Genomic DNA, 20,359 nt, shown 5'->3' with positions numbered 1-20,359 from the left:
TGTAGCAACTCTCGCTTGTCTGTCCGTCATTCCTGCCTGTTCACTCTGTGGACCGCGGCAAGGGAACCGGACGAGAGATGTGAGAACGCAGCATGGACTATCGAAAACATTCCCGGAGCCTGGTCGGTGTGCTGGCCGTCGTCCTGGTCGTCCCCGCCTGCGGCGGTGGCGCGGCGGACGGCGGCGGGAACACCACGAACCAGGTCAAGGCCGAGGCGAACTCCGCCAACTCCGGCACCGCCAAGCAGGGCGGCACCATCACCTACGTCCTCGAGCGCAACATCCTCAACTGGAACCCGCTCGGCGCCGACATCGGCGTGGCGACCCAGTTGGTCGCCGACGCCTACGACCCGGCGCCGTTCGTCACGCTGCCCGACCTCAAGACGATCGAGCTCAACCGCGACCTGCTGGTCAGTGCCGAGCAGACCGGCGCGTCCCCGCAGACCCTCGTCTACAAGATCAACCCCAAGGCCGTGTGGAACGACGGCACGCCGATCACCGCCGCGGACTTCGACTACGTCTGGCGCGCGTCGGACCCCAGGGTCTGCCCGAAGTGCGAGGCCGCGTCGACCATGGGCTACGACGCCATCACCTCGCTGGTCGGCACCGATGACGGCAAGACCGTCACGGTCACCCTGAGCAAGCCGTTCGGTGACTGGAAGGCCCTGTTCGGCCCGATCCTGCCCGCGCACGTGGCCAAGAAACTGGGTGACGACGGCACCCCCGAGGGCCTGGCGAAGTCCTTCAACGACGGCTTCCGCTACAAGGACTCCTTCCCGGACTGGTCCGGCGGCCCGTTCATGTTCAAGTCGTGGACCACCAACCAGGCGGCGACGCTGGTGCCGAACCCCAAGTGGTACGGCAAACCGACCACTTTGGACAGCCTGGTCTTCCGGGTCATCACCGACACCACGCAGGAGGTGCCCGCCCTGCAGAACAACGAGGTCCAGATCATCAACCCGGACCCGCAGGTCGACCTGCTGCGCAACGTCCAGGCGCTCAACGGCGTCAAGTACCAACTGGTCGAGGGCCTGCGCAAGCAGATGATCCTGCCCAACATGAACAACCCCGCGATGCAGGACGTGGCGCTGCGCAAGGCGCTGTTCACCGCGGCGGACGTGCAGCAGACGATCTCCAAGACCGTCGGGCAGTTCTCCGAGGGCGCCAAACCTCTGCGCAACCGCATCTACGTGCCGCAGCAGCCCGGCTACAAGGACAACCTGGGGACGCTGGGCACCGGTGACATCGCCAGGGCCAAGTCGATCCTGAGCGACGCGGGCTACAAGGTCGACGGCGACAAGCTCGTCGACCCCAAGGGCACCCCGGTGCCGACGCTGACCATGCGCTACATCCAGAACAACCAGATCCTCAAGACCGTCTGCGAGCTGTTCGCCGCCAACGCCAAGCAGCTCGGCGTCACCATCGACGTGCAGACGACCGACTCGATCGGCGCCACGGTCACCCACCAGCCCGGCAAGGACTTCGACCTGTTCGCGATGGGCTGGATCGGCCAGACCTTCGTCTCCACGCAGTACTCGCAGGCGTTCATGACCAAGGGCGGGCTCAACTTCGGCGGCTACAGCAGCGCCAAGGTCGACGACCTGCTGACCAAGGCGCTCGGCGCGACCGAGGAGTCCGATGTGGCCGGATACCTCAACGGGGTGGACGCGCAGATGACCGAGGACGCCTACATCCTGCCGCTCTACCAGGTCCCCGACCTGCTCGCCTACAAGGCCGACCTGGTCAACGTGCGGGCGAACGGGACCTACTTCGGCCCGCCGTACAACGCGGGCGAGTGGGGCATCGGCGGATAGCACCGACCGCGCGGCGGTGGTGCCCCCTCGCAGGGGGTGGGGTACCACCGCCGCGCCCGACCTGTGGCTGGAGGAGTCCGGATGCTGGCCTACGTACTGCGGCGCCTGCTGCACACCATCCCGATCATCCTGGTCGGGTCGTTCATCACCTTCGTGATGGTGAGCGCCTCCGGTGACCCGCTCGGCGACCTGCTGGCCAAGCAGCCGCCGGTCTCGCCCGCGATCCTGGCCGCGGAGCGGCACCGGCTGCGGCTGGACCTGCCGCTGCTCGAGCAGTACTGGCGGTGGCTGACCGGGATCGTCCGCGGCGACTGGGGACCCTCGGTCAGCCGGATCGACATCGGGCACGAGATCTGGCCCCGGTTGCTGGTCTCGGTCCGCCTGGTGGTGCTCGCGGTGCTGCTGGCACTGCTGCTGTCGCTGGTGATCGGCGTGATCAGCGCGGTCAAGCAGTACTCGTGGGTGGACTACCTGTTCACCTTCGCCGGGTTCCTGCTGCTGTCGATGCCCGCGTTCTGGCTGGCGATCCTGCTCAAGCAGCAGGCCATCGACGTCAACCAGGCAGCCGGGAGCACGTTGTTCTACACCGTCGGCGACGCCTCGATCCCGCCACCGGTCGGGTTCTGGCCGACCGTCGCCGACATCGCCGGGCACATCGTGCTACCGACGATCGTGCTGGCGCTGACCACCTTCGCGCCGTGGAGCCGGTTCGTGCGCTCGTCGATGGTCGAGGTCCAGCAGAGCGACTACGTGCGGCTGGCCAGGGCCAAGGGCCTGCCCCGCCGCACGGTCCTCATCCGGCACGCGCTGCGGACCGCGCTGATCCCGCTGACCACCGTGGTCGCCATGGACCTCGCCGTGCTGTTCTCCGGCGCGGTGATCACCGAGACGGTGTTCCAGTGGCGCGGGATGGGCTCGTTCCTGCTCTCGGCGGTGCGGGACAAGGACATCTACGCGGTGATGGCCTGGCTGCTGCTGGTGTCGGTGATCGTCGTGCTGTTCAACCTGGTCGCGGACCTGCTGTACGCGGTGCTGGATCGGAGGATCCGCCTTGGCTGACACATCCCACCCGGCGACCGGCGACCCGGTCTCGGTGAGCCGCGCGCGGCTGGTGGTGCGCCGATTCCTGCGCCACCGGCTCGCCACCGCCAGCCTGGTCTTGTTCGTGCTGCTGGTGCTGCTGGCCTTCGTCGGCGGCGCGCTGTGGCACTACGGGTACGACACGTTCACCCCGGACAACTCGCAGCCGCCGTCGGCGGCGCACCCGTTCGGCACCGACGCCACCGGCTACGACCTGTTCGCCCAGGTGCTGCGCGGGACCCAGCGCTCGATCGAGATCGCACTGTTCGTTGCCGCGGCATCCGGGATCTTCGGCAGCGTCTGGGGCGCGGCGGCGGGCCTCTACGGCGGCCGGGTCGACACGCTGATGATGCGGGTCGCCGACCTGGTGCTGATCTTCCCGGCCATCGCGGTGGCCGCGGTGCTGGCCAACAACGTCGCGACCGGCGGCCAGGGCTGGCTGCTCATCGGCGTCGTCCTCGCGGCGCTGACCTGGCCCTACGTCGCCAGGCTGGTGCGCGGGCTGGTGCTGTCGCTGCGCGAGCGGGAGTTCATCGCCGCCGCCCGCACCTTCGGCGCCGGGTCGTGGCGGATCATCTTCCGGCACATCCTGCCCAACGCCATGGGCACCATCATCGTGGCGGTGACGATCATCGTCGCGGTGGCCATCCTGGCCGAGACGGCGCTGTCGTTCATCGGCTTCGGGGTGCGCGCCCCGGACACCTCGCTGGGGCTGCTGGTCAGCCAGAACCAGACCGCGGTGTCCACCAGGCCCTGGCTGTTCTACTTCCCCGGGCTCTTCATCGTGGTGATCGCGCTGTGCGTCAACTTCATCGGCGACGGCCTGCGCGACGCCTTCGACAACACTCGGTCCCGGAGCCGCACATGAGCCCGACGACGCACCAGACGACGGCGGACGTGCTCAGCGTCCGCGACCTCACCGTGGAGTTCCCCGACGAGCGCGGCCGGGTCCAGGCCGTGCGGGGGGTGTCCTGGTCGCTGCGCGAGGGCGAGGTCCTCGGCGTGGTCGGCGAGTCCGGCTGCGGCAAGTCGGCCACCGCGCTGGCGGTCATGGGGCTGCTGCCGCCCGGAGCGCGGATGGGCGGGTCGGTGCGCCTGCACGAGCAGGAGTTGGCCGGGCTGGGCGACAAGGGCATGTCCTCGGTGCGCGGCCGCTCGGTCGCGATGGTCTTCCAGGACCCGCTGTCCTCGCTCAACCCGGTGTACTCGGTCGGCTTCCAGGTGGCCGAGGCGGTCCGCGCGCACCACCCGGGCACCAGCAGGGACAACGCGGTCGAGCGGGCCGTGCGGCTGCTGGAGCTGGTGGGCATCCCGAACGCGCGCGACCGGGTCGGCGACTACCCGCACGAGTTCTCCGGCGGCATGCGCCAGCGGGTGGTGATCGCGATCGCGATGGCCAACGACCCGGACGTGATCATCGCCGACGAGCCGACCACCGCGCTCGACGTCACGATCCAGGCCCAGGTGCTCGACGCGCTGCGCACGGCGCGCGCGGAGACCGGGGCGGCGGCGGTGATCATCACCCACGACCTGGGCGTGGTGGCCGGGCAGGCCGACCGGGTGGTGGTCATGTACGCGGGCAAGGTCGTCGAGTCCGGCACCGCCGACGATGTCTTCTACCGGCCCAGGATGCCGTACACCCTCGGTCTGCTGGGCAGCCTGCCGCGGCTCGACGGGCGGTTCGGTGCTCGGCTGACGCCCATCGCGGGCACTCCCCCGGCGCTCGACCGCCCGATCCGCGGGTGCGCGTTCGCCCCCCGGTGCCCGTTGGCCCGCGAGCGGTGCCTGATCGAGGAACCGGGGCTGCGCGAGGTCGACGGGCACCTCACGGCGTGCCACTTCGCCGAGGAGCTGGTCGACAAGCGCCCCGAGGACGTCTTCGTCCCGGTCATCGCGCCCGTGGCGCTGACAACGCAGAGCCCCGTGGCACTGACAACGCAGAGCCCCGTGGCGCTGACCGCGGAGCGTCCTGTTCGGACTGATGGGCCGCTGCTGCTGGCCACCGGGCTGGTGAAGCACTACCCGGTGCGCGGCGGCGGGTTCTTCCGGCGCCAGGTCGGGCAGCTGCACGCGGTGTGCGACGTGTCGTTCTCGCTGTCGGCGGGCGAGACGCTGGGGCTGGTCGGCGAGTCCGGCTCGGGCAAGTCGACGATCGCGAAGCTGCTGATGTCGCTGGAGGCGCCGACCGCGGGGCGCGTGGAGCTGGACGGCGCCCCGGTGCGCGGCCGCAAGCACGCGCGGGACCTGCAGATGGTGTTCCAGGACCCGATGGGCTCGCTCGACCCGCGGATGACCGCCGCCGACCTGGTCGCCGAGCCGCTGCGGATCAACGGCCTGGCCAGGCAGGACGCCCGGGCTCGGGCGCTGGAGCTGCTGGCCTCGGTCGGGCTCGGCCGAGGCCGGTCGGGGCGGTACCCGCACGAGTTCTCCGGCGGGCAGCGGCAGCGGATCGGGATCGCCAGGGCGCTGGCGCTGCGGCCCCGGGTGCTGATCCTGGACGAGCCGGTGTCGGCGTTGGACGTCTCGGTGCAGGCGGACGTGATCAACCTGCTGGAGGACCTGCAGGACGCGCTCGGGCTGTCGTACCTGTTCATCGCGCACGACCTGTCGGTGGTGCGCCACATCGCCGACCGGGTCGCGGTGCTGTACCTGGGCCGGGTGGTGGAGGTGGGTGAGCGGGACGCGGTGTTCGACCACCCGTCGCACCCCTACACCCAGGCGCTGATCTCCGCGGTGCCGCTGCCGGACCCGCGCAAGGAACGGGTGCGCGAGCGGATCCTGCTCAGCGGCGACGTGCCCAGCCCGGTGGACCCGCCGTCGGGCTGCCGGTTCCGGACCCGCTGCCCGAAGTTCCTCGGCGCGCTGACCGAGGTCGAGCGCTCGTTGTGCGTCGACGAGGTCCCCGACCTGGTCGAGCGCGGCCAGGGCCACCCGGTGGCCTGCCACTTCGGCGGCCCGCGATGAGCGGGCGCGGCGGCCGGGTCGCCGGGAAGGTCGCGCTGGTCACCGGCGCGGCGCGCGGGGTGGGGCGGGCCTGCGCGCTGCGGCTGGCCGAGGAGGGCGCCGACCTGGTGCTGCTCGACATCGGCGTGGTCAGCCGGGTGGAGACCGTGCCGGAGTCGCTGGCCACGGCGGGCGAGCTGGACCGGACGGCCACCGAGGCGCGCGCGCTGGGCCGGACCGTGGTGTCCCGGCTGGTCGACGTGCGCGACGGCGACGCACTGGGCGCGGCCGTGCGGGCCGGGGTCGCGGCTCTGGGGTCGCTCGACATCGCGGTGCCCGCGGCCGGGGTGCGCTCGCGCGGCACGGCGTGGGAGATGCCGGAGGCGCAGTGGCGCACGATGATCGACATCAACCTGACCGGGGTGTGGCAGACCGCGAAGGCGGTCGCGCCGGTGATGGTGGCGCAGGGGTCGGGGTCGATCGTGTTCATCGGCTCCGCGCTGGCCCACCGCGCGGTGCCCGGGTACGCGCACGTGGCGGCCGCCAAGCACGGCGTTGCCGGGCTGGTCAGCGCGTTCGCCCTGGAACTGCTGGACTTCGGGGTCCGCGCCAACAGCGTGGACCCCGGCGCGCTCGGCCCACCGGGACCGTCGGCCGCGGACGTCGCGGACGCGGTGCTGTTCCTGGCCTCGGAGGAGTCCCGGTACATCACCGGGACCTCGACGGTGGTCGACCGGGGGTCGAGATGGGTGTGACAGACCGGCGCGAGGACCTCGCGCCGCGACAAGAGGGAGCGAATCACATGGCGGCCACCCGCTATCGCGTCGAGGCGCGGCGACTGCTGCGCACCCACCTGCCGGAGCGCTCGGACGCACTGGGCATGTCGGTGCGCGAGGCGGACCTGAGCCTGCGGCTCGACGGGGCCGGGCACGGGTTGCTGGACACCACGCACTTCGACACCGTGCGGTTCCCGCCGCCGGTGTGGGCGGCCGAGGTGTTCGCCGCGGCGGCCGAGGACGGCGACAACGCCTACACCGCTTACCGCGGCGGTGCCGAGGTGTTGCGGACCTGCGCGCGGTCGGTGTCCACCCTGCTCGGCGTCGAGGTGCACCCGGAGCACGACATCGCGGTGACCACCGGTACCCAGGGCGGGCTGTTCGCCACGTTGAGCGCGCTGGTCGACCCCGGTGACGTGGTCGCGCTGGCCGATCCTGAGTACCTGTTCGTGGAGCGGATGCTTCGCTTCCTCGGCGCCGAGGTCGTGCGGGTCCCGATGATCGACGACCCGGCCGGGCCGCAACTCGACCTGGCGGCCCTGGAGGCAGTGGCCCGCGGCGGGATCCGGCTGGTGCTGACCTCGAACCCGAATAACCCGACCGGCACCGTCTACACCGAGCAGACGATCGCGGGCCTGGGGCGGCTGGCCGTCGCGCACGACTTCCTGGTCGTCGTGGACGAGCTGTACTGCAGGCTGGTCTACGACGAGACCCCGTACTTCCACCTCGCCGCGCAGCCGGGACTGCGCGACCGCACCATCACCCTGCTGGGCGGCTCCAAGACCGAGTCGCTCAGCGGGTACCGGGTCGGCGTCGTGGTCGGTCCGCCCGAGGTGATCGACGCGGTCGAGCAGGTCATGGCGATCTCCTGCCTGCGCGCGCCCGCCTACGCCCAGCACGTGCTCACCCGGTGGCTCACCGACGACGTCGAGTTCGTCCGCGACCGCGTGCTCGAACTCCGCGCCCTGCGCGAGATGACCGCCGAGCGGCTGCGCCAGGTGGACGGCCTGGTCGTCGAGCCGGGCAACGGGACCGCCTACCTGTGGCCGGACGTCTCGGCACTGGGCCTGAGCGACGTGCAGGTGGCCAAGGCGCTCCAGGTCGACGCGGGGGTCGTGGTCAGCCCCGGCTACCAGTTCGGCCCGTCGGGCATCGGTAGGTTCCGGGTGTGCTTCGCCCGCGACGAGGCGGTGTGGAGCGCCGCCCTCGACCGGATGGTCGTCGCCCTGAACGGAGCCGCGTCGTGACCGTGCGCGTCCTCATCTGCTCCCCGCTCGAACGCGAACACGTCGACCGGATCACCGCGGTCGACCCCTCGGTGGAGGTGTTGTACGAACCGGAACTGCTGCCGGTCCCCCGCTACGACGGCGACCACGGCGGTGTCTTGCCCGAGCTGAGCGCCGACCAACAGGCGCGGTGGCGGGAACTGGCCGCTTCGGCGGACATCGCCTTCGACTTCGACCGGCGCGACCCGGCGTCGATGCCGGGGAACTTCCCCCGCCTGCGGTGGGTGCAGGGCACGAGCGCCGGGCTGGGGCGGTTCACCGACCGGTTCCCGCTGGACCTGGACCGGGTGGTCGTCACCACGGCGGCGGGCGTGCACGCGCGACCGCTGACCGAGTTCACGCTGATGGGGTTGCTGTACTTCGTCAAGGACGTCCCCGGGTTGCGCCGGTGGCAGGCGGCGCACGAGTGGACCAGGTATACGACCGGCACGCTGCACGGCAAGCGCGCACTGGTCGTGGGGCTTGGATCGGTGGGCAGGCAGGTGGCGATCACCCTGTCGGCGCTGGGGGTGGACGTGGTGGGTGCCGTGCGCCCAGGCGGGACCTCGGGTGCGCCCGGGGTGTCGTCGGTGGTCGAGTTCGGTGCCATCGGGACGGTCCTGCCCTCGGTGGACGCCGTGGTGCTCGCCTGCCCGCTCACCGAGCAGACCCGGGGGCTGCTGGGCGCGGCCGAGTTCGCCGCGCTGCGACCGGAGGCGGTGCTGGTGAACGTGGCCAGGGGCGAGGTGGTCGACGAGGACGCGCTGGTGGTTGCGCTGCGGGCCGGGCAGTTGCGGGGAGCCGCGCTGGACGTGACGGCCGTGGAGCCGCTGCCGGTGGACTCGCCGCTGTGGGACCTGCCGAACGTGTTGATCTCCCCGCACTCGGCGTCGACGGTGGCGGGTGAGAACGGGCTGATCACCGACATCTTCTGCGACAACCTGCGGCGGTGGCTGGCCGGGATGCCGCTGCGCAACGTCTACCGGGCGGAGCTGGGGTACTGAGCCGCGGGCGTGCTCACAGCTCGTAGTCCGGGCGGAGGTAGTGGCGGTAGAGCGTGTCGGCGACCGACTCGGGGTCGCCGACGCCCAGGGTGTCGAGCAGGTCCTGGTGCAGCTTCGGCATGTCCGCCAGGTCCAGCTGCTGCTCCTCCAGCGAGGACCGGATCACCGCGCCCATCTGGCCGTCCAAAGTGGACCAGAGGGAGGTCAATCGCGCCTTGCCCGCCGCGCGCACGATGGTGCCGTGGAACTCGGTGTCCAGGTCCACCACCGCGGCCATGTCGTGCGCGGAGGCGGCGTGGGTCATCCGGTCGATGATCTCGGTCAGCGGTCCCAGCAGACCCCCGGCGCCGCGCGCGAGCACGGCGCGGACGGCGCCCTCCTCCAGCACGTACCTGGCGTAGCAGGCGTCCTGGATCTCGTCGTGCGACAGCCGGGTGACCACGCTGTGACGGCGCGGGCTGATCTCGACCAGGCCCTCGGTCTGCAAACGGGTCAGCGCGAGCCGGACCGTCGAGCGGCTGACGTTCAGCTCGGCGGCGATGGTCGCCTCGACGACCCGGCTGCCCGCGCGGAGCTCGTTGTTGAGGATCCGGGTGCGCAGCAGGCGGTGCACGGTGTCGGGCAGCGACAGGTGCTCCAGCGGCTCAGGCATCGGTCAACCCCAGCAGCGCCGCGGTGACCCCGACGTGGTCCTCCGGTTCGACCACGACGTCGAGCAGGTCGGCCGGGGCGCAGAGCACCGGCATCGCGCCGGGGCCGTGCCCGGGCAGCGGACTCGCCCCGTGAACCACCACCGCCACGGTCACCCACCCCTCCCTGCGGCCGACGTTGTGCCGGACGTCCACGTCATCGACGCATACTAGATCGCCCAACCGCAGGTGCTCGGCATGCAGGCGCGGCGCGGTCTCGGGGTCGAGCTGGAGGTCGATGTCCCACTGGTGGGCGGGCCTGCCGACACCGTTGCCGATCAGCTGGGACGGGACCCGGGCGCGCACCGACAGCGGGGCGGTCAGCGCGGGCAGCAGCGCGGGGTCGATGTTGAGGGTGGTGACCCCGTCGGCGGCGGGCGCGCCCTGCCCGACAGCGCGGATGGCGACCTGGTCGTCGGGCAGCAACCGAGCCAGCACATCCTGGTCGAACACCGTGATGACCCGCCCCTCCCCGCCGCGTTTGCCCAGGACACGGCCCACCGCGCCCGCGGCGGCACCGGTGCGGACGACCGCCTCGTTGCCCAGGCACGCGAACGCGGTCAGGGCATGGCGGGCCGCCGGATCCGGGTGACCGAGCGTGGCACCGGGAGCGGGGTGATCGGCATCGAACCCGAACACGCTGTCCCCGAGCCGCAGCCCCAACACCACCCCCGCGTCGGCAACCGGCAGGAACGGCCGCCCATCGCGATCGACCCGATACGGATACCCCGCCATCCGCGGCGTCTCCACCACACCGAGCAGCGTCGTGGCGACCAGCGCACCACCCACCGGCGTTCGATCACCGTTCACAGTCGCTGTCCTTCCGAATCGTCGGGACGCTGTGTCCCGCTAGCCGCATCGCTTGCCTGTGGGTCGTCGACCAGGTCGAAGGCGTGGGTGGGGCCGGTGAGCAGGGTGCTCGGGCCGGGACCGTGGCCGAACAGGCGGCAGTCGCCGGTGGTGAGGGGGCCGATGGCCAGCCAGTCGGGGCGGTGGGTGCGGCCGAAGCGGTGATCCTGGTCGAGTAGGGCTACCAGGTCGCCGATGCGCAGGGGAGTCGCAGTGGGGAGCATCAGGTCGGTGTTGGCGTACTCGGACACCATGCCGGTGCCCGCGCCGACCGCGGTGGCCGGGATCCGGGCCGCCACCGGGACGCGCAGCCTGCCGTCGGGGCCTGTGGTGATCCGCAGCCGGTCGAGCAGCGTCGGGTCGAGGTTCTTGACCGTGACCTCCGGGTGGTCCAGCAGCCGGAGCCCCTGCCCCCGCGCGCGGATCGCCACGCGGTCGCCGGGGGCCATCTCCGCCATGGCGTCCTGCGGCAGGTCGACCAGCACGTAGGCGTGTTGGCCGATGACCCGACCGGTCGCGCCGGTCGCGGGTCCACTCAGGACGGTCACCGGATTCCCGACGCAGGTGAGGAACTGCAGGGCGTTGTCGGCTTCCTGGTCGCGGTGGCGGACCGACAGACCTGGCTCAAGGTGGTCGGCGTGGTGCCCGGTGACCGGGGTGCCGATCCCGGCGCCGAGCGTGACCCCGCCCATGCCCGGCAGCAGGAACGCGGCACCGTCACCGTCGACCCGGTAGGCGAAGCGGTCCGACAGCGGTGGCCAGACCTCGCCGACGAGCACCTGGGTGAGCAGCCGGTCGGCGTTGGTCCTCATGCGACACCGAAGCGGAAGCCGTGGCCCCGCACCGCGGGGGCGCTGACCGCGCCGTTCCACACGTTCATGATCGGCTGCGACCGGAGCACGTCGCCGACACCGTCCACAGTGGCCAGGAAGTCGAAGATCGACTGGGTGAACCTGGCGCCCGCGAGGGGTTCGGCGACGGCGCCGTCGGTGATCCGGAAGCAGGCGTCCCTGCTGACGCCGGTGATCGTGCTCGCCTGGCGGTCGACCAGCCTGGTGTACCAGAACCGCTCGACGTACACGCCGCGCTCCACCCCCGCGACCAGTTCGGCCTCGGTCGCCTGCCCTGGGTCCATCACCACGTTCGCGGGCACCGGCGCCGGGGCGGCCTCCCTGGCGGTGTGCGCGTGGCCGGTCGGGTGGGAAGCGGTGGCCAGGTCGGTGACGGGATCGCCGACCACTCCCCCGGCCAGCAGCGGCACCCGGGTCTTCGGGGTGCCCTCGACGTCGAACGGGATGGGCAGGCCGTACGGGTGGTGCGCGTCGTCGGCGACGGTCACCAGCGGGGACGCGACGGCCTGGCCCGCCCGGGTGGCGCACACCCCGACCCCCGCGGCCGCGAGATCACCGGAGAACCCCAGCACCCCGAGGAAGCCCAGCAGTTCGGCGGTTGCCTGCGGGCCGAGCACCACGGTGTAGCTGCCCGGCGCCAGGTCGACCCGGCCACGGCTCGCCAACGCCCTGGCGAGCGCGGTGTCGATCGCCGCGCCGGTGCGCAGCGCGTCGCTGGAGCGGTGCAGGTCCGTCCACTGCGAACTCCCGGTCCCGGTCGCGACGGTGAGGCTGCCGGTCGCCTCGGTGGCGACCGCGTGCCTGCTGATCCCGGTGCTGGTGGCCACCGCGATCCGGGTGGCGGCCCGGCCGATCATGCCCGCCGCCGACCCGCCCGCGGCCCCGGCAGCGCGCATGGCCCGCCCGGCCAACCTGACCCGGGCAGCGGCGTCGAAGGCGGCGGTGTCCTCGTGCCAGAGGTCCGGGTCGGTGGCAGGCGCGGGGTCACCGACCCGGGCGGTCCCTGACTGCCCGGCGGCGCGGGCCAGGTCACGGGCCATGGCGGCGGCCGAGCGCACGGCGTCCGGCACGCGGTCGAGTCGACTGGTGGACACCGTGCCCGCGTGCCCGTCCACCACGGCGCGCACGAGCACCTGCACCTCGGTGATGTCCTGCGGCTGGTGCACCCGATCGCCAGCGAACCGGGTGTACTCCCCCGCGCGGGCCAGCAGCGTGGCCTCGACCTGGTCGGCGCCGCCACCGCGGGCGGCGGACTCGACGGTCGCGATGGCGCGTTCGGCGCTCAGCGGTGCGGAGAACCCGGTCATCACGCCACCCCGATCCGCAGGTCGCGCACGAGCGCGGGCGCCGCGCCGTGGCTCAGGAAGCTCCACTGCTTGGGTTCGCCCTTGCCGCACGGGTACCCGAAGATCCGCGCCTCCTCCGGTCCGGCCACCGCTTCGACGGAGTTCCAGAACCGCGGCGTGATCCCGCCGTAGGAGAAGTTCTTCAGCAGCCTGCCGCGCTTGCCGCCGCGCACCTCGTAGGCCACCTCGGTGCCGAACTGGAAGTTCAGCCGCCGCTCGTCGATCGACCAGGAGCGGTTGTCCTCGATGTAGTACCCGTCGCCGAGGCGGTCGCAGAGTTCGTCCAGGGAACCGGAACCGGGTTCGAGGTGGACGTGGGTGGCGAAGCAGACCGGCGAGTAGGCCCAGCCGTCGGCGCGCGCGGCGCCGGTCAGCGCGGCGCCGGTGCGGGCAACGGAGTCCAGGTTGGACAGTGCGTTGCGGATGACGCCGCCCTCGACGAGCGCGCGCCGGTGCGCGGGGGTGCCCTCGTCGTCGTAGGCGAAGCTGCCCCTGGTGCCCGGGACGGTCGGGTCGCTGGTGATGTTCACCGCGGGCGAGCCGTAGCGCAGCCTGCCGATGTCCTCGACGCCGATGAACGAGGTGCCCGCGAAGTTGGCCTCGTCGCCGATCATCCGATCGAGTTCCAGCGCGTGCCCGGCCGACTCGTGGATCTGCAGCGACAACTGCTGGGCGCCGATCACCACGTCCGCGGTGCCCGACGGCGCGACCGGAGCGGTCAGCAGCGCGACGGCCTCCTCGCCCACCCTGGCCGCGTTGGCGACCAGGTCGCGACCGAGGACGAACTCCCAGCCCGCCGCCCCGGTGTCACCGTGGAAGGAGTTCGGGTAGCTGCGCCGCTGCACGTCGCCGTGGCCTGCCGCGATCACCAGCACCAGCACGCCGGTCTCCACGAAGTGCTGGTGCTGGCGGGACCCGATCGAGCTGCCGAAGTGCCGGTGCTGGCGCTTGGCGTTGACCCCGGCCTGCGCCGAGACGATCTCCGGCGGCGCGCTCGCCGCCGCCAGCGCGGCCGAGAGCAGGTCGTGGCGCTCGTCCGCCGAGACCGCGAACGGGTCCTGCTCGACCGCGGTCTCGTACCGCCCGCTGCGCGCCTCGACCTGCGGCAGGCGGATCGGCGCGGACGTCCCGGCCGAGGCGACCGCGAGGGTGTGCGCCCGGCGCGCCGCGGTGGCCGCGTCGGCGGAGTCGGCGAGCGGCAGGGCGGCGAAGCCCCACACCCCGTCGACCAGCACCCGGACCCCGATGCCGACGTTGTGCTCGACCCGCGCGTCGGTGGCCGCGCCGAGCTGCCGGTACACCCGCGTCTCCTCGGCCTCGACCAGCCGCACGTCGGCGTACTCGGCGCGACCGTCCACCGCGTCCAACGCGACCTCGACGATCTCGCGGGCCGCGGCGTCATCGGCCAGCGCGCCCCACCCGTGCGCGCTCACGCGGCACCGCCGAGCGGGAAGTCGACCCAGGCGCGGGTGCGGTGCGCGGCCTCGAAGGCGTTGATCGTCTCCTGCACGAGCGCGCCCTGGCCGAAGTCGCCCTGGTTGGCGGGGGTGCCGTCGAGCAGTTCGCCGACGAAGTCGGCGCACAGGTTGGCGTAGAACAGCGAGTCCCAGTCCTCCCGCGAGGTGCCGCCCTCGGGGAAGAACTCGCGGGGGATCTCCCGCTCGACGAACTCGACCGCGTCCTTCGTCGCGGTGCGGATGCTCTGGCAGGTGCCGTGCTCGGCCACCAATCGGATGATCACCGCGCCCGCCGAGCCGTAGACCCTGGCCTCGATGCCGGGCAGGTTGCCCACCGCGACGTAGGAGGACTGGATGGAGGCGAGCAGGCCGGGGCCGAACTCGCAGATCCACATGTCGCCGTCGTCGATGTTGAGCCGCTGCGACCGGCCGGTGCTCGCCACGACCCGCTCCGGCACGAAGTTGCGCATCGTGCCCACCACGGAGGTCAGCTCGCTCCCGGCCCACCAGTGCATGATGTCGATGATCGGCGCGCCGTAGCCCTCGATCGAGGACACCGCGAGCACGTCGGGGTCGGCGTCGGGGTCAACCTGGCGCATCGGCGTGCGCGGGTCGATCCACTGGCTGTTCTGCTCGAAGCCGTTGAACAGGTAGGGCTCGCCGACGAAGCCCTCGTCGATCAGGCGCTTGGCGTACTGGACGGCCGGGGCGTAGCGGAAGGTGAAGCCCAGCTTGGTCTTGAGGCCGTTGGCCTTGGCGAGCGCGGACAGGCGCCGGGTCTCGCGGTAGTCGCGGTGCACCGGCTTCTCACACAGCACGTGCTTGCCCGCGACCAGCGCGGCCTCGGAGATCTCGAAGTGCGCGGTGTTGGCGGTGGCCACGTCGACGACATCGATGGTCGGGTCGTCGAGCACCTCGCGGTAGTCGGTGGTCAGCCGGTCGATCCCGAAGTCGCGCCCCGCCCCGGCGAGCGCGTCCCGGTCGGTGTCGACCAGGGCGACGACCTCCGCCCGCGGATCGCGCGACCACCCGGGGATGTGCGCCCGCCTGGCCCACCGCCCCGCTCCCACGACCGCGACCCGCACCCTGTCCCGCGCCATCCCCGGCTCCTCTCACCAGCCCCCGAGGAGGGTGACGCTAGGCCGATTGTCGATTGCCGACAATCGGCAGTGACGCGGGTCACTTCAGTGGGCCCGGGTGTCCGGGCCCACTGAATGGACAGATCAGGAGCGGCCGAGTGCCGCCACGACGTCGGCGGCGCGGACCGGCAGGGAGAACATCGGGTAGTCGTAGGTGATCGCGTTGTCGTGCTCGGCGGCGGAGGTGGCCGCGACGCAGTCGGTCAGGGTGATGACCCGGTAGCCGTTCTCGTAGCCGGTGCGCATGGTGGACTCGACGCAGCAGTTGGTCAGGAACCCGCCCAGGACGATCGTCGTGATCCCCTTGCTGCGCAGGATGAAGTCGAGGTTGGTGCTGGCGAAGGTGTCCAGCCCGCGCTTGCCCTCGACCACGATGTCCCCCTCGGCCGGGGCCAGGTCGTCGACGATCTCCGCGCCCCAGCCGCCCTTGACGAACGCCTTGCCGTCGACCACGCCCTTGAGGATGCCGTACGGGTGCGCGGAGATCTCGTTGTAGCCCGCGGTGAAGGTGATCGGGGCGTGCATCACCGTCACCCCGGCCGCCCGCGCGGCGTCGACCACGGCGCGGGTGTTGGCGAGCATCCCGGTCGCGTCCATCACGCCGGACACGGCGTCGTGCAGCACGCCACCGGGTGAGGTGAAGTCGTTCTGGTACTCGATCAGCACCACGGCGGTGGTGGTCGGGTCGAGGGTCAGCTGGTCACTCATCGGACACCCGTCTCATCGCAGGCAAGCGGACCCCGGCATCACACCGCACCACAGTGCTGGCGTCCACCGCCCACCTGGGTGGACACGAGTCTTCCGCGGCAGGGCGCGTCCTCTTAGGACGATCGGGTGGGTCGACAGCGGTGGCGGGGGTGCGGTTGGCTGCTGCCATGACCGAGGTGCTGCGGGTGGGTGCGGTGCAGTTCGAGCACCGCGATGGCGACAAGGCGTACAACCTGGCGCAGGTGACGCGGTTCGCCGTCGCCGCGGCCGAGGCGGGGGCACGGCTGGTGGTCTGCCCGGAGATGTGCCTGGTGGGGTATTGGCACCTGCGCCGCCGCACGGTCGGGGAACTGCGGGACCTGGCCGAGCCCGCGGACGGACCGCTGGTGGGCGCGCTGCGGGAGCTCGCCGCCGAGTTGGGGATCGGCGTCGGCGCGGGTTTCCTGGAGAGCGCGGGCGAGCAGCTGTTCAACTCCTACGCCGTGTGCCTGCCCGATGGCGCGGTCCACGTGCACCGCAAACTGCACGCGTTCGAACACGAGGCCATTTCCAGCGGGGCGGGCTACACGGTGTTCGACACACCGTGGTCCGCGCGGATGGCGATCCTGATCTGCTACGACAACAACCTGGTCGAGAACGTGCGGGCCTGCGCGTTGGCGGGTGCGACCGTGCTGCTGGCGCCGCACCAGACCGGGGGCACGCACTCGCGCAGCCCGCACGGCATGAAGCCCATCCCGCTGCCGGTGTGGGAGAACCGCGACAGCGACCCCCGCGCCGTCGAGGACGCCTTCCGCGGCGCCAACGGCCGGGAGTGGCTGCTGCGGTGGCTGCCCTCCCGCGCGCACGACAACGGCCTGTTCGTGGTCTTCGCCAACGGCGTCGGCCGCGACGACGACGAGGTCCGAACCGGCAACAGCATGATCATCGACCCCTACGGCCGCATCGTGGCGGAGACCTGGGCCGCTGGTGACGAACTGGTGCTGGCCGACGCCGACCTGGACCTGGTCCCGCTGTCCACCGGGCGCCGGTGGCTGGCGGCGCGTCGCCCCGAGCTGTACGGACCGCTGGCACAGCGGCTGGGCACCGAGCGCGATCCGAGGACGGCTCGGTTCAGTCCGGATCCAGTCGCCTAGCGCGGAGTGGTGTTGTGGTGCCGACCTGCGCTAGCGCGCGAACAACGAACGCCCCTCCGGCATGCGCTTCGCACGACCTAGGCCACCCTGCCGCTGACCGCGGCAGGGTGAGGGGTCAGTCGGTCAGGCGGTGGTTGCCGAGTTGGGTGGTCATGCCGGGGTCGCGGTGGTCGAAGAACTGTGAGGTCCCGGTGTCCAGGGTGGCGATGCGGGCCATCTGGTCGTCGGTGAGGGTGAAGTCGAAGACGTCGAGGTTCTCGGACATCCGGTCGGCGCGGACGGATTTGGGGATGACGACCACGTCGCGCTGGATGAGCCAGCGCAGCACTACCTGCGCCACCGACTTGCCGTGCGTGTCGCCGATCTCGCTGAGCACCGGGTGGGTGAACAGGCCGTTCCGGCCCTCGGCGAACGGACCCCAGGACTCGATCTGGACGCCGCGGTCGCGCATCAGGTCCTGGTCGGCGGTGCGCTGGTGGAACGGGTGGGTCTCGACCTGGTTCACGGCGGGCGTGATCTCGTTGTGCTCGGTGAGGTCGACGAGCCGGTCGGGGTGGAAGTTGGACACGCCGATGGCCTTGGCGAGGCCGTCGCGGTGCAGGTCCTGCATGGCGCGCCACTGGCCGTGGACGTCGCGGTAGGGCTGGTGCATCAGGTACAGGTCGACGTGGTCGAGACCCAGCTTGCGCAGCGAGGTGTCGAAGGCGCGCCGGGTGTTGTCCTCGGCCGGGTTGTCCTGGACCCACAGCTTCGTGGTGACGAACAGTTCTTCGCGCGGGATGCCGCTACTGCTGATCGCGCGCCCCACCGCTTCCTCGTTGCCGTACGCCGCAGCCGTATCGATCGAACGGTAGCCCGCGGCGAGGGCGTCGGTGACGACCTTCTCGGTCTGCTCAGGCGGGACCTGGTAGACGCCGAAGCCGAGGATCGGCATCTCGACGCCGTTGTTCAGGGTGACGTTGTGCACGAGGTTCCCTTTCGCGCGGATGGCTGCTCGGTCATCGGTCGAGCATGCGCATCTGCTGCTCGGTGTGGTGCTCGCCGGATGGCGGGGACAGCGATTCCAGGGTGGCGATCTGCTCGGCGGTGAGGTCGACGGCGTCGGCCGCGGCGTTCTCCTCGACGCGGGCCACGCGCTTGGTGCCGGGGATGGGGACGATGGTGTCGCCCTTGGTCAGCAGCCAGGCGAGGGCGACCTGGGCCGCGGTGGCGCCGATGTCGGCCGCGATGGTCGTGACCTCGGCGGCGAGTGCCACGTTGCGGTGGAAGTTCTCGCCGGTGAAGCGGGGGTTGGTGGCGCGGAAGTCGCCTGCCGCGATCTGTTCGGGTGAACGGATCGCGCCGGTGAGGAAGCCGCGACCCAGGGGCGAGTAGGGCACGAACCCGATGCCCAGCTCGCGCAGCAGCGCCAGCACCCCGTCCTCCGGGTCGCGGGTCCACAGCGAGTACTCCGACTGCACCGCCGTGATCGGGTGCACGGCGTGCGCCCGCCGGATCGTGCTCACCCCGGCCTCGGACAGGCCGATGTGGCGGACCTTGCCCTCGGCCACCAGCTCGGCGACCGTGCCGACGGTGTCCTCGATCGGGGTGTTCCGGTCGACCCGGTGCTGGTAGTACAGGTCGATGTGGTCGACGTCGAGGCGTCGCAGCGAGCCTTCGACGGCGGTTCGGACGTTGGCCGGACTGCTGTCCGGGGTGTCGCGGCCGGTGTGGGAGATCAGGCCGAACTTGGTGGCCAGCACGACCTGCTCGCGGCGGCCCCGCAGCGCCCGGCCGACGAGTTCCTCGTTGGTGTAGGGCCCGTAGACCTCGGCGGTGTCGATGAGCGTGACACCCAACTCCAGCGCCCGGTGCAGGGTGCGGACGGACTCGGCGTCGTCGCTGCCCGCGCCGGTGTAGCCGTGGGACATGCCCATCGCGCCCAGTCCGATGCGGCCGACCACCAGGTCACCCAGCTTGGCGTGCTTCACGTTCGCTCCGTTCGCAAAAGGATCCGCCCTCGATGATGCACCCTCCCGGTCAGGGGTGGACGTCGAGCGCGGCGAACCGGGTGGCGCGCAGGTGCCAGGCCATGATCCGGTCGATCGACAGCACCTGACCGGACAGTCGCTCGTAGTGCCTGACGGTGGCGGTGAGCACCTCCACGTCGGGGAAGGCTCGCAGGTCGTACTCCGGTTCCGCGGCACTGGCGGTCTCGAAGTCCACGAGCCTGATGGTCCTCCACAACGGATCGTCTGTCCACAGTGGATACTCCGCTAGGGCAGCGGGGTGTGCGCGGGGTCCACGGGCTCACGCGGCGGGCCGGGCGGGGTGCCGTTGCCGAAGGGGGTGCCGCCCAGGGACTCGCGGCCGTGCGGGGTCAGCCAGGTCGAGAGGTCCGGGCCCTTGGGGATGATGCCGGTGGGGTTGATGTCGCGGTGGACGGCGTAGTAGTGCTCCTTGATCTGGGCGAAGTCGACGGTGTCGCCGAAGCCGGGGGTTTGGAAGAGGTCCCTGGCGTAGGACCAGAGCGCGGGGAGCTCGGTCAGGCGGGAGCGGTTGCACTTGAAGTGGCCGTGGTAGACCGGGTCCCAGCGGACCAGGGTGGTGAAGAGCCGGATGTCGGCCTCGGTGATCGTGTCGCCGACCAGGTAGCGGCGGGTGGTCAGGCGCTCCTCCAGCCAGTCCACCGCCGCCCACAGCCGGTCGTAGGCTTCCTCGTAGGCGGCTTGGTCGCCCGCGAAGCCGCACTCGTAGACGCCGTTGTTCACGTCGGTGAACACGCGCTGGTTCACCTCGTCGATCTCCGCCCCGTGCGCCTCGGGCAGCAGGTCCGGTGCCCCTGGGCGGTGGTGCTCGCGCCACTGGGTCGACAGGTCGAGGGTGATCTGCGCGAAGTCGTTGGTGGCCACCGCGCCGGTCGTCGTGTCCACGATCGCGGGCACGGTGATGCCGCGCGGGTACTCGGGATCCCGCTTGAAGTACGCCTCTTGCAGCCGCTCGATGCCCAGCACCGGGTCCCGACCACCCGGGTCCAGGTCGAACGTCCACGACCGCGCGTCGTGCGTGGGGCCAGGCAGCCCCAGCGACAGCACGTCCTCCAGCCCCAGCAACCGCCGAACGATGATCGCCCGATTCGCCCACGGACACGCCCGCGCGGCCACCAACCGGTAGCGGCCCGGCTCGACCGGGAAGCCGTCCTCCCCGTCCCGCGTGACCCGGGTCGTGATGTAGTTCGAGTCGCGGGTGTACGCCTCGCCCTCGACGGAGTACGAGCCACCCTGCCCCTGCTCACCATTCGCCACGCCGCCGAGCCTACGCGCGAC

19 protein-coding genes are annotated in these 20,359 nt (G+C 71.6%); 8 read left to right on the top strand and 11 right to left on the bottom strand.

Going from position 1 to position 20,359, the window contains the following annotated elements:
* Nucleotides 1-92: 92 nt before the first annotated feature.
* From CLV68_RS14910 to CLV68_RS14880, 7 genes are all read left to right on the top strand, one after another.
* Nucleotides 93-1,814: an ABC transporter family substrate-binding protein gene (locus CLV68_RS14910; RefSeq protein ID WP_121391243.1), complete on the top strand. Its 1,722-nt coding sequence runs from the start codon at nucleotides 93-95 to the stop codon at nucleotides 1,812-1,814.
* 81 nt (nucleotides 1,815-1,895) lie between these two features.
* A complete protein-coding gene (locus CLV68_RS14905) occupies nucleotides 1,896-2,873 on the top strand; it encodes an ABC transporter permease (protein ID WP_121391242.1) in 978 nt (325 codons plus the stop codon).
* Nucleotides 2,866-3,762, top strand: coding sequence for an ABC transporter permease (locus CLV68_RS14900; RefSeq protein ID WP_121391241.1), 897 nt, complete (start codon nucleotides 2,866-2,868; stop codon nucleotides 3,760-3,762). The genes CLV68_RS14905 and CLV68_RS14900 overlap by 8 nt, the downstream gene beginning before the upstream one ends.
* A complete protein-coding gene (locus tag CLV68_RS14895) occupies nucleotides 3,759-5,858 on the top strand; it encodes a dipeptide ABC transporter ATP-binding protein (RefSeq protein WP_121391240.1) in 2,100 nt (699 codons plus the stop codon). Before CLV68_RS14900 ends, CLV68_RS14895 begins: the two co-directional genes overlap by 4 nt.
* Nucleotides 5,855-6,592 (top strand): SDR family oxidoreductase, encoded by a 738-nt coding sequence (locus CLV68_RS14890; protein WP_121391239.1) that lies wholly within the window; start codon nucleotides 5,855-5,857, stop codon nucleotides 6,590-6,592. Before CLV68_RS14895 ends, CLV68_RS14890 begins: the two co-directional genes overlap by 4 nt.
* Nucleotides 6,593-6,639: 47 nt before the next feature.
* Nucleotides 6,640-7,860, top strand: coding sequence for an aminotransferase class I/II-fold pyridoxal phosphate-dependent enzyme (locus tag CLV68_RS14885; RefSeq protein ID WP_121391238.1), 1,221 nt, complete (start codon nucleotides 6,640-6,642; stop codon nucleotides 7,858-7,860).
* Nucleotides 7,857-8,882: a D-2-hydroxyacid dehydrogenase gene (locus CLV68_RS14880; RefSeq protein ID WP_246009884.1), complete on the top strand. Its 1,026-nt coding sequence runs from the start codon at nucleotides 7,857-7,859 to the stop codon at nucleotides 8,880-8,882. The genes CLV68_RS14885 and CLV68_RS14880 overlap by 4 nt, the downstream gene beginning before the upstream one ends.
* Before the next feature lie 13 nt (nucleotides 8,883-8,895).
* Here the strand turns inward: CLV68_RS14880 and CLV68_RS14875 are convergent, their stop codons facing one another.
* The 7 genes from CLV68_RS14875 to CLV68_RS14845 form a co-directional block, all read right to left on the bottom strand.
* Nucleotides 8,896-9,534: a GntR family transcriptional regulator gene (locus CLV68_RS14875; protein WP_121391237.1), complete on the bottom strand. Its 639-nt coding sequence runs from the start codon at nucleotides 9,532-9,534 to the stop codon at nucleotides 8,896-8,898.
* On the bottom strand, nucleotides 9,527-10,381 hold the full coding sequence (locus tag CLV68_RS14870) for a DUF4438 family protein (protein WP_246009883.1): 855 nt from the start codon (nucleotides 10,379-10,381) through the stop codon (nucleotides 9,527-9,529). The genes CLV68_RS14875 and CLV68_RS14870 overlap by 8 nt, the downstream gene beginning before the upstream one ends.
* A complete protein-coding gene (locus CLV68_RS14865; protein ID WP_121391236.1) occupies nucleotides 10,378-11,232 on the bottom strand; it encodes a DUF4438 family protein in 855 nt (284 codons plus the stop codon). Before CLV68_RS14865 ends, CLV68_RS14870 begins: the two co-directional genes overlap by 4 nt.
* Entirely contained in the window at nucleotides 11,229-12,578 is a 1,350-nt protein-coding gene (locus CLV68_RS14860; protein WP_121391235.1) for a TldD/PmbA family protein, read from the bottom strand. Before CLV68_RS14860 ends, CLV68_RS14865 begins: the two co-directional genes overlap by 4 nt.
* The gene (locus CLV68_RS14855) at nucleotides 12,578-14,050 is read right to left on the bottom strand and encodes a TldD/PmbA family protein (protein ID WP_121391234.1); all 1,473 of its coding nucleotides are present in this window, start codon (nucleotides 14,048-14,050) and stop codon (nucleotides 12,578-12,580) included. Before CLV68_RS14855 ends, CLV68_RS14860 begins: the two co-directional genes overlap by 1 nt.
* Entirely contained in the window at nucleotides 14,047-15,174 is a 1,128-nt protein-coding gene (locus tag CLV68_RS14850) for a Gfo/Idh/MocA family protein (protein WP_121391233.1), read from the bottom strand. Before CLV68_RS14850 ends, CLV68_RS14855 begins: the two co-directional genes overlap by 4 nt.
* Nucleotides 15,175-15,297: 123 nt before the next feature.
* On the bottom strand, nucleotides 15,298-15,921 hold the full coding sequence (locus CLV68_RS14845; protein ID WP_121391232.1) for a cysteine hydrolase family protein: 624 nt from the start codon (nucleotides 15,919-15,921) through the stop codon (nucleotides 15,298-15,300).
* Nucleotides 15,922-16,088: 167 nt separating this feature from the next.
* Between CLV68_RS14845 and CLV68_RS14840 the strand changes: the two genes are divergently transcribed.
* Entirely contained in the window at nucleotides 16,089-17,054 is a 966-nt protein-coding gene (locus CLV68_RS14840; RefSeq protein ID WP_121391231.1) for a nitrilase family protein, read from the top strand.
* A gap of 115 nt (nucleotides 17,055-17,169) precedes the next feature.
* On the opposite strand, the gene CLV68_RS14835 is transcribed toward CLV68_RS14840, so the two are convergent.
* The 4 genes from CLV68_RS14835 to CLV68_RS14820 form a co-directional block, all read right to left on the bottom strand.
* Nucleotides 17,170-17,988, bottom strand: a complete 819-nt coding sequence (locus CLV68_RS14835; RefSeq protein ID WP_211346659.1) for an aldo/keto reductase — start codon at nucleotides 17,986-17,988, stop codon at nucleotides 17,170-17,172.
* Nucleotides 17,989-18,052: 64 nt separating this feature from the next.
* The gene (locus CLV68_RS14830; RefSeq protein ID WP_121391229.1) at nucleotides 18,053-19,024 is read right to left on the bottom strand and encodes an aldo/keto reductase; all 972 of its coding nucleotides are present in this window, start codon (nucleotides 19,022-19,024) and stop codon (nucleotides 18,053-18,055) included.
* 49 nt (nucleotides 19,025-19,073) lie between these two features.
* Complete coding sequence (locus CLV68_RS14825; protein ID WP_121391228.1) at nucleotides 19,074-19,259, bottom strand: hypothetical protein; 186 nt, start codon at nucleotides 19,257-19,259, stop codon at nucleotides 19,074-19,076.
* A gap of 50 nt (nucleotides 19,260-19,309) precedes the next feature.
* Entirely contained in the window at nucleotides 19,310-20,263 is a 954-nt protein-coding gene (locus CLV68_RS14820; protein ID WP_246009987.1) for a glutathione S-transferase family protein, read from the bottom strand.
* Nucleotides 20,264-20,359: the final 96 nt, after the last annotated feature.

The sequence above is a fragment of the Actinokineospora cianjurensis genome (assembly GCF_003663795.1).
In the GTDB taxonomy this organism is placed as follows: domain Bacteria; phylum Actinomycetota; class Actinomycetes; order Mycobacteriales; family Pseudonocardiaceae; genus Actinokineospora; species Actinokineospora terrae.
The sequence above is the reverse complement of the archived record's forward strand: the minus strand, read 5'-3'. Positions and strand labels throughout refer to the sequence as shown.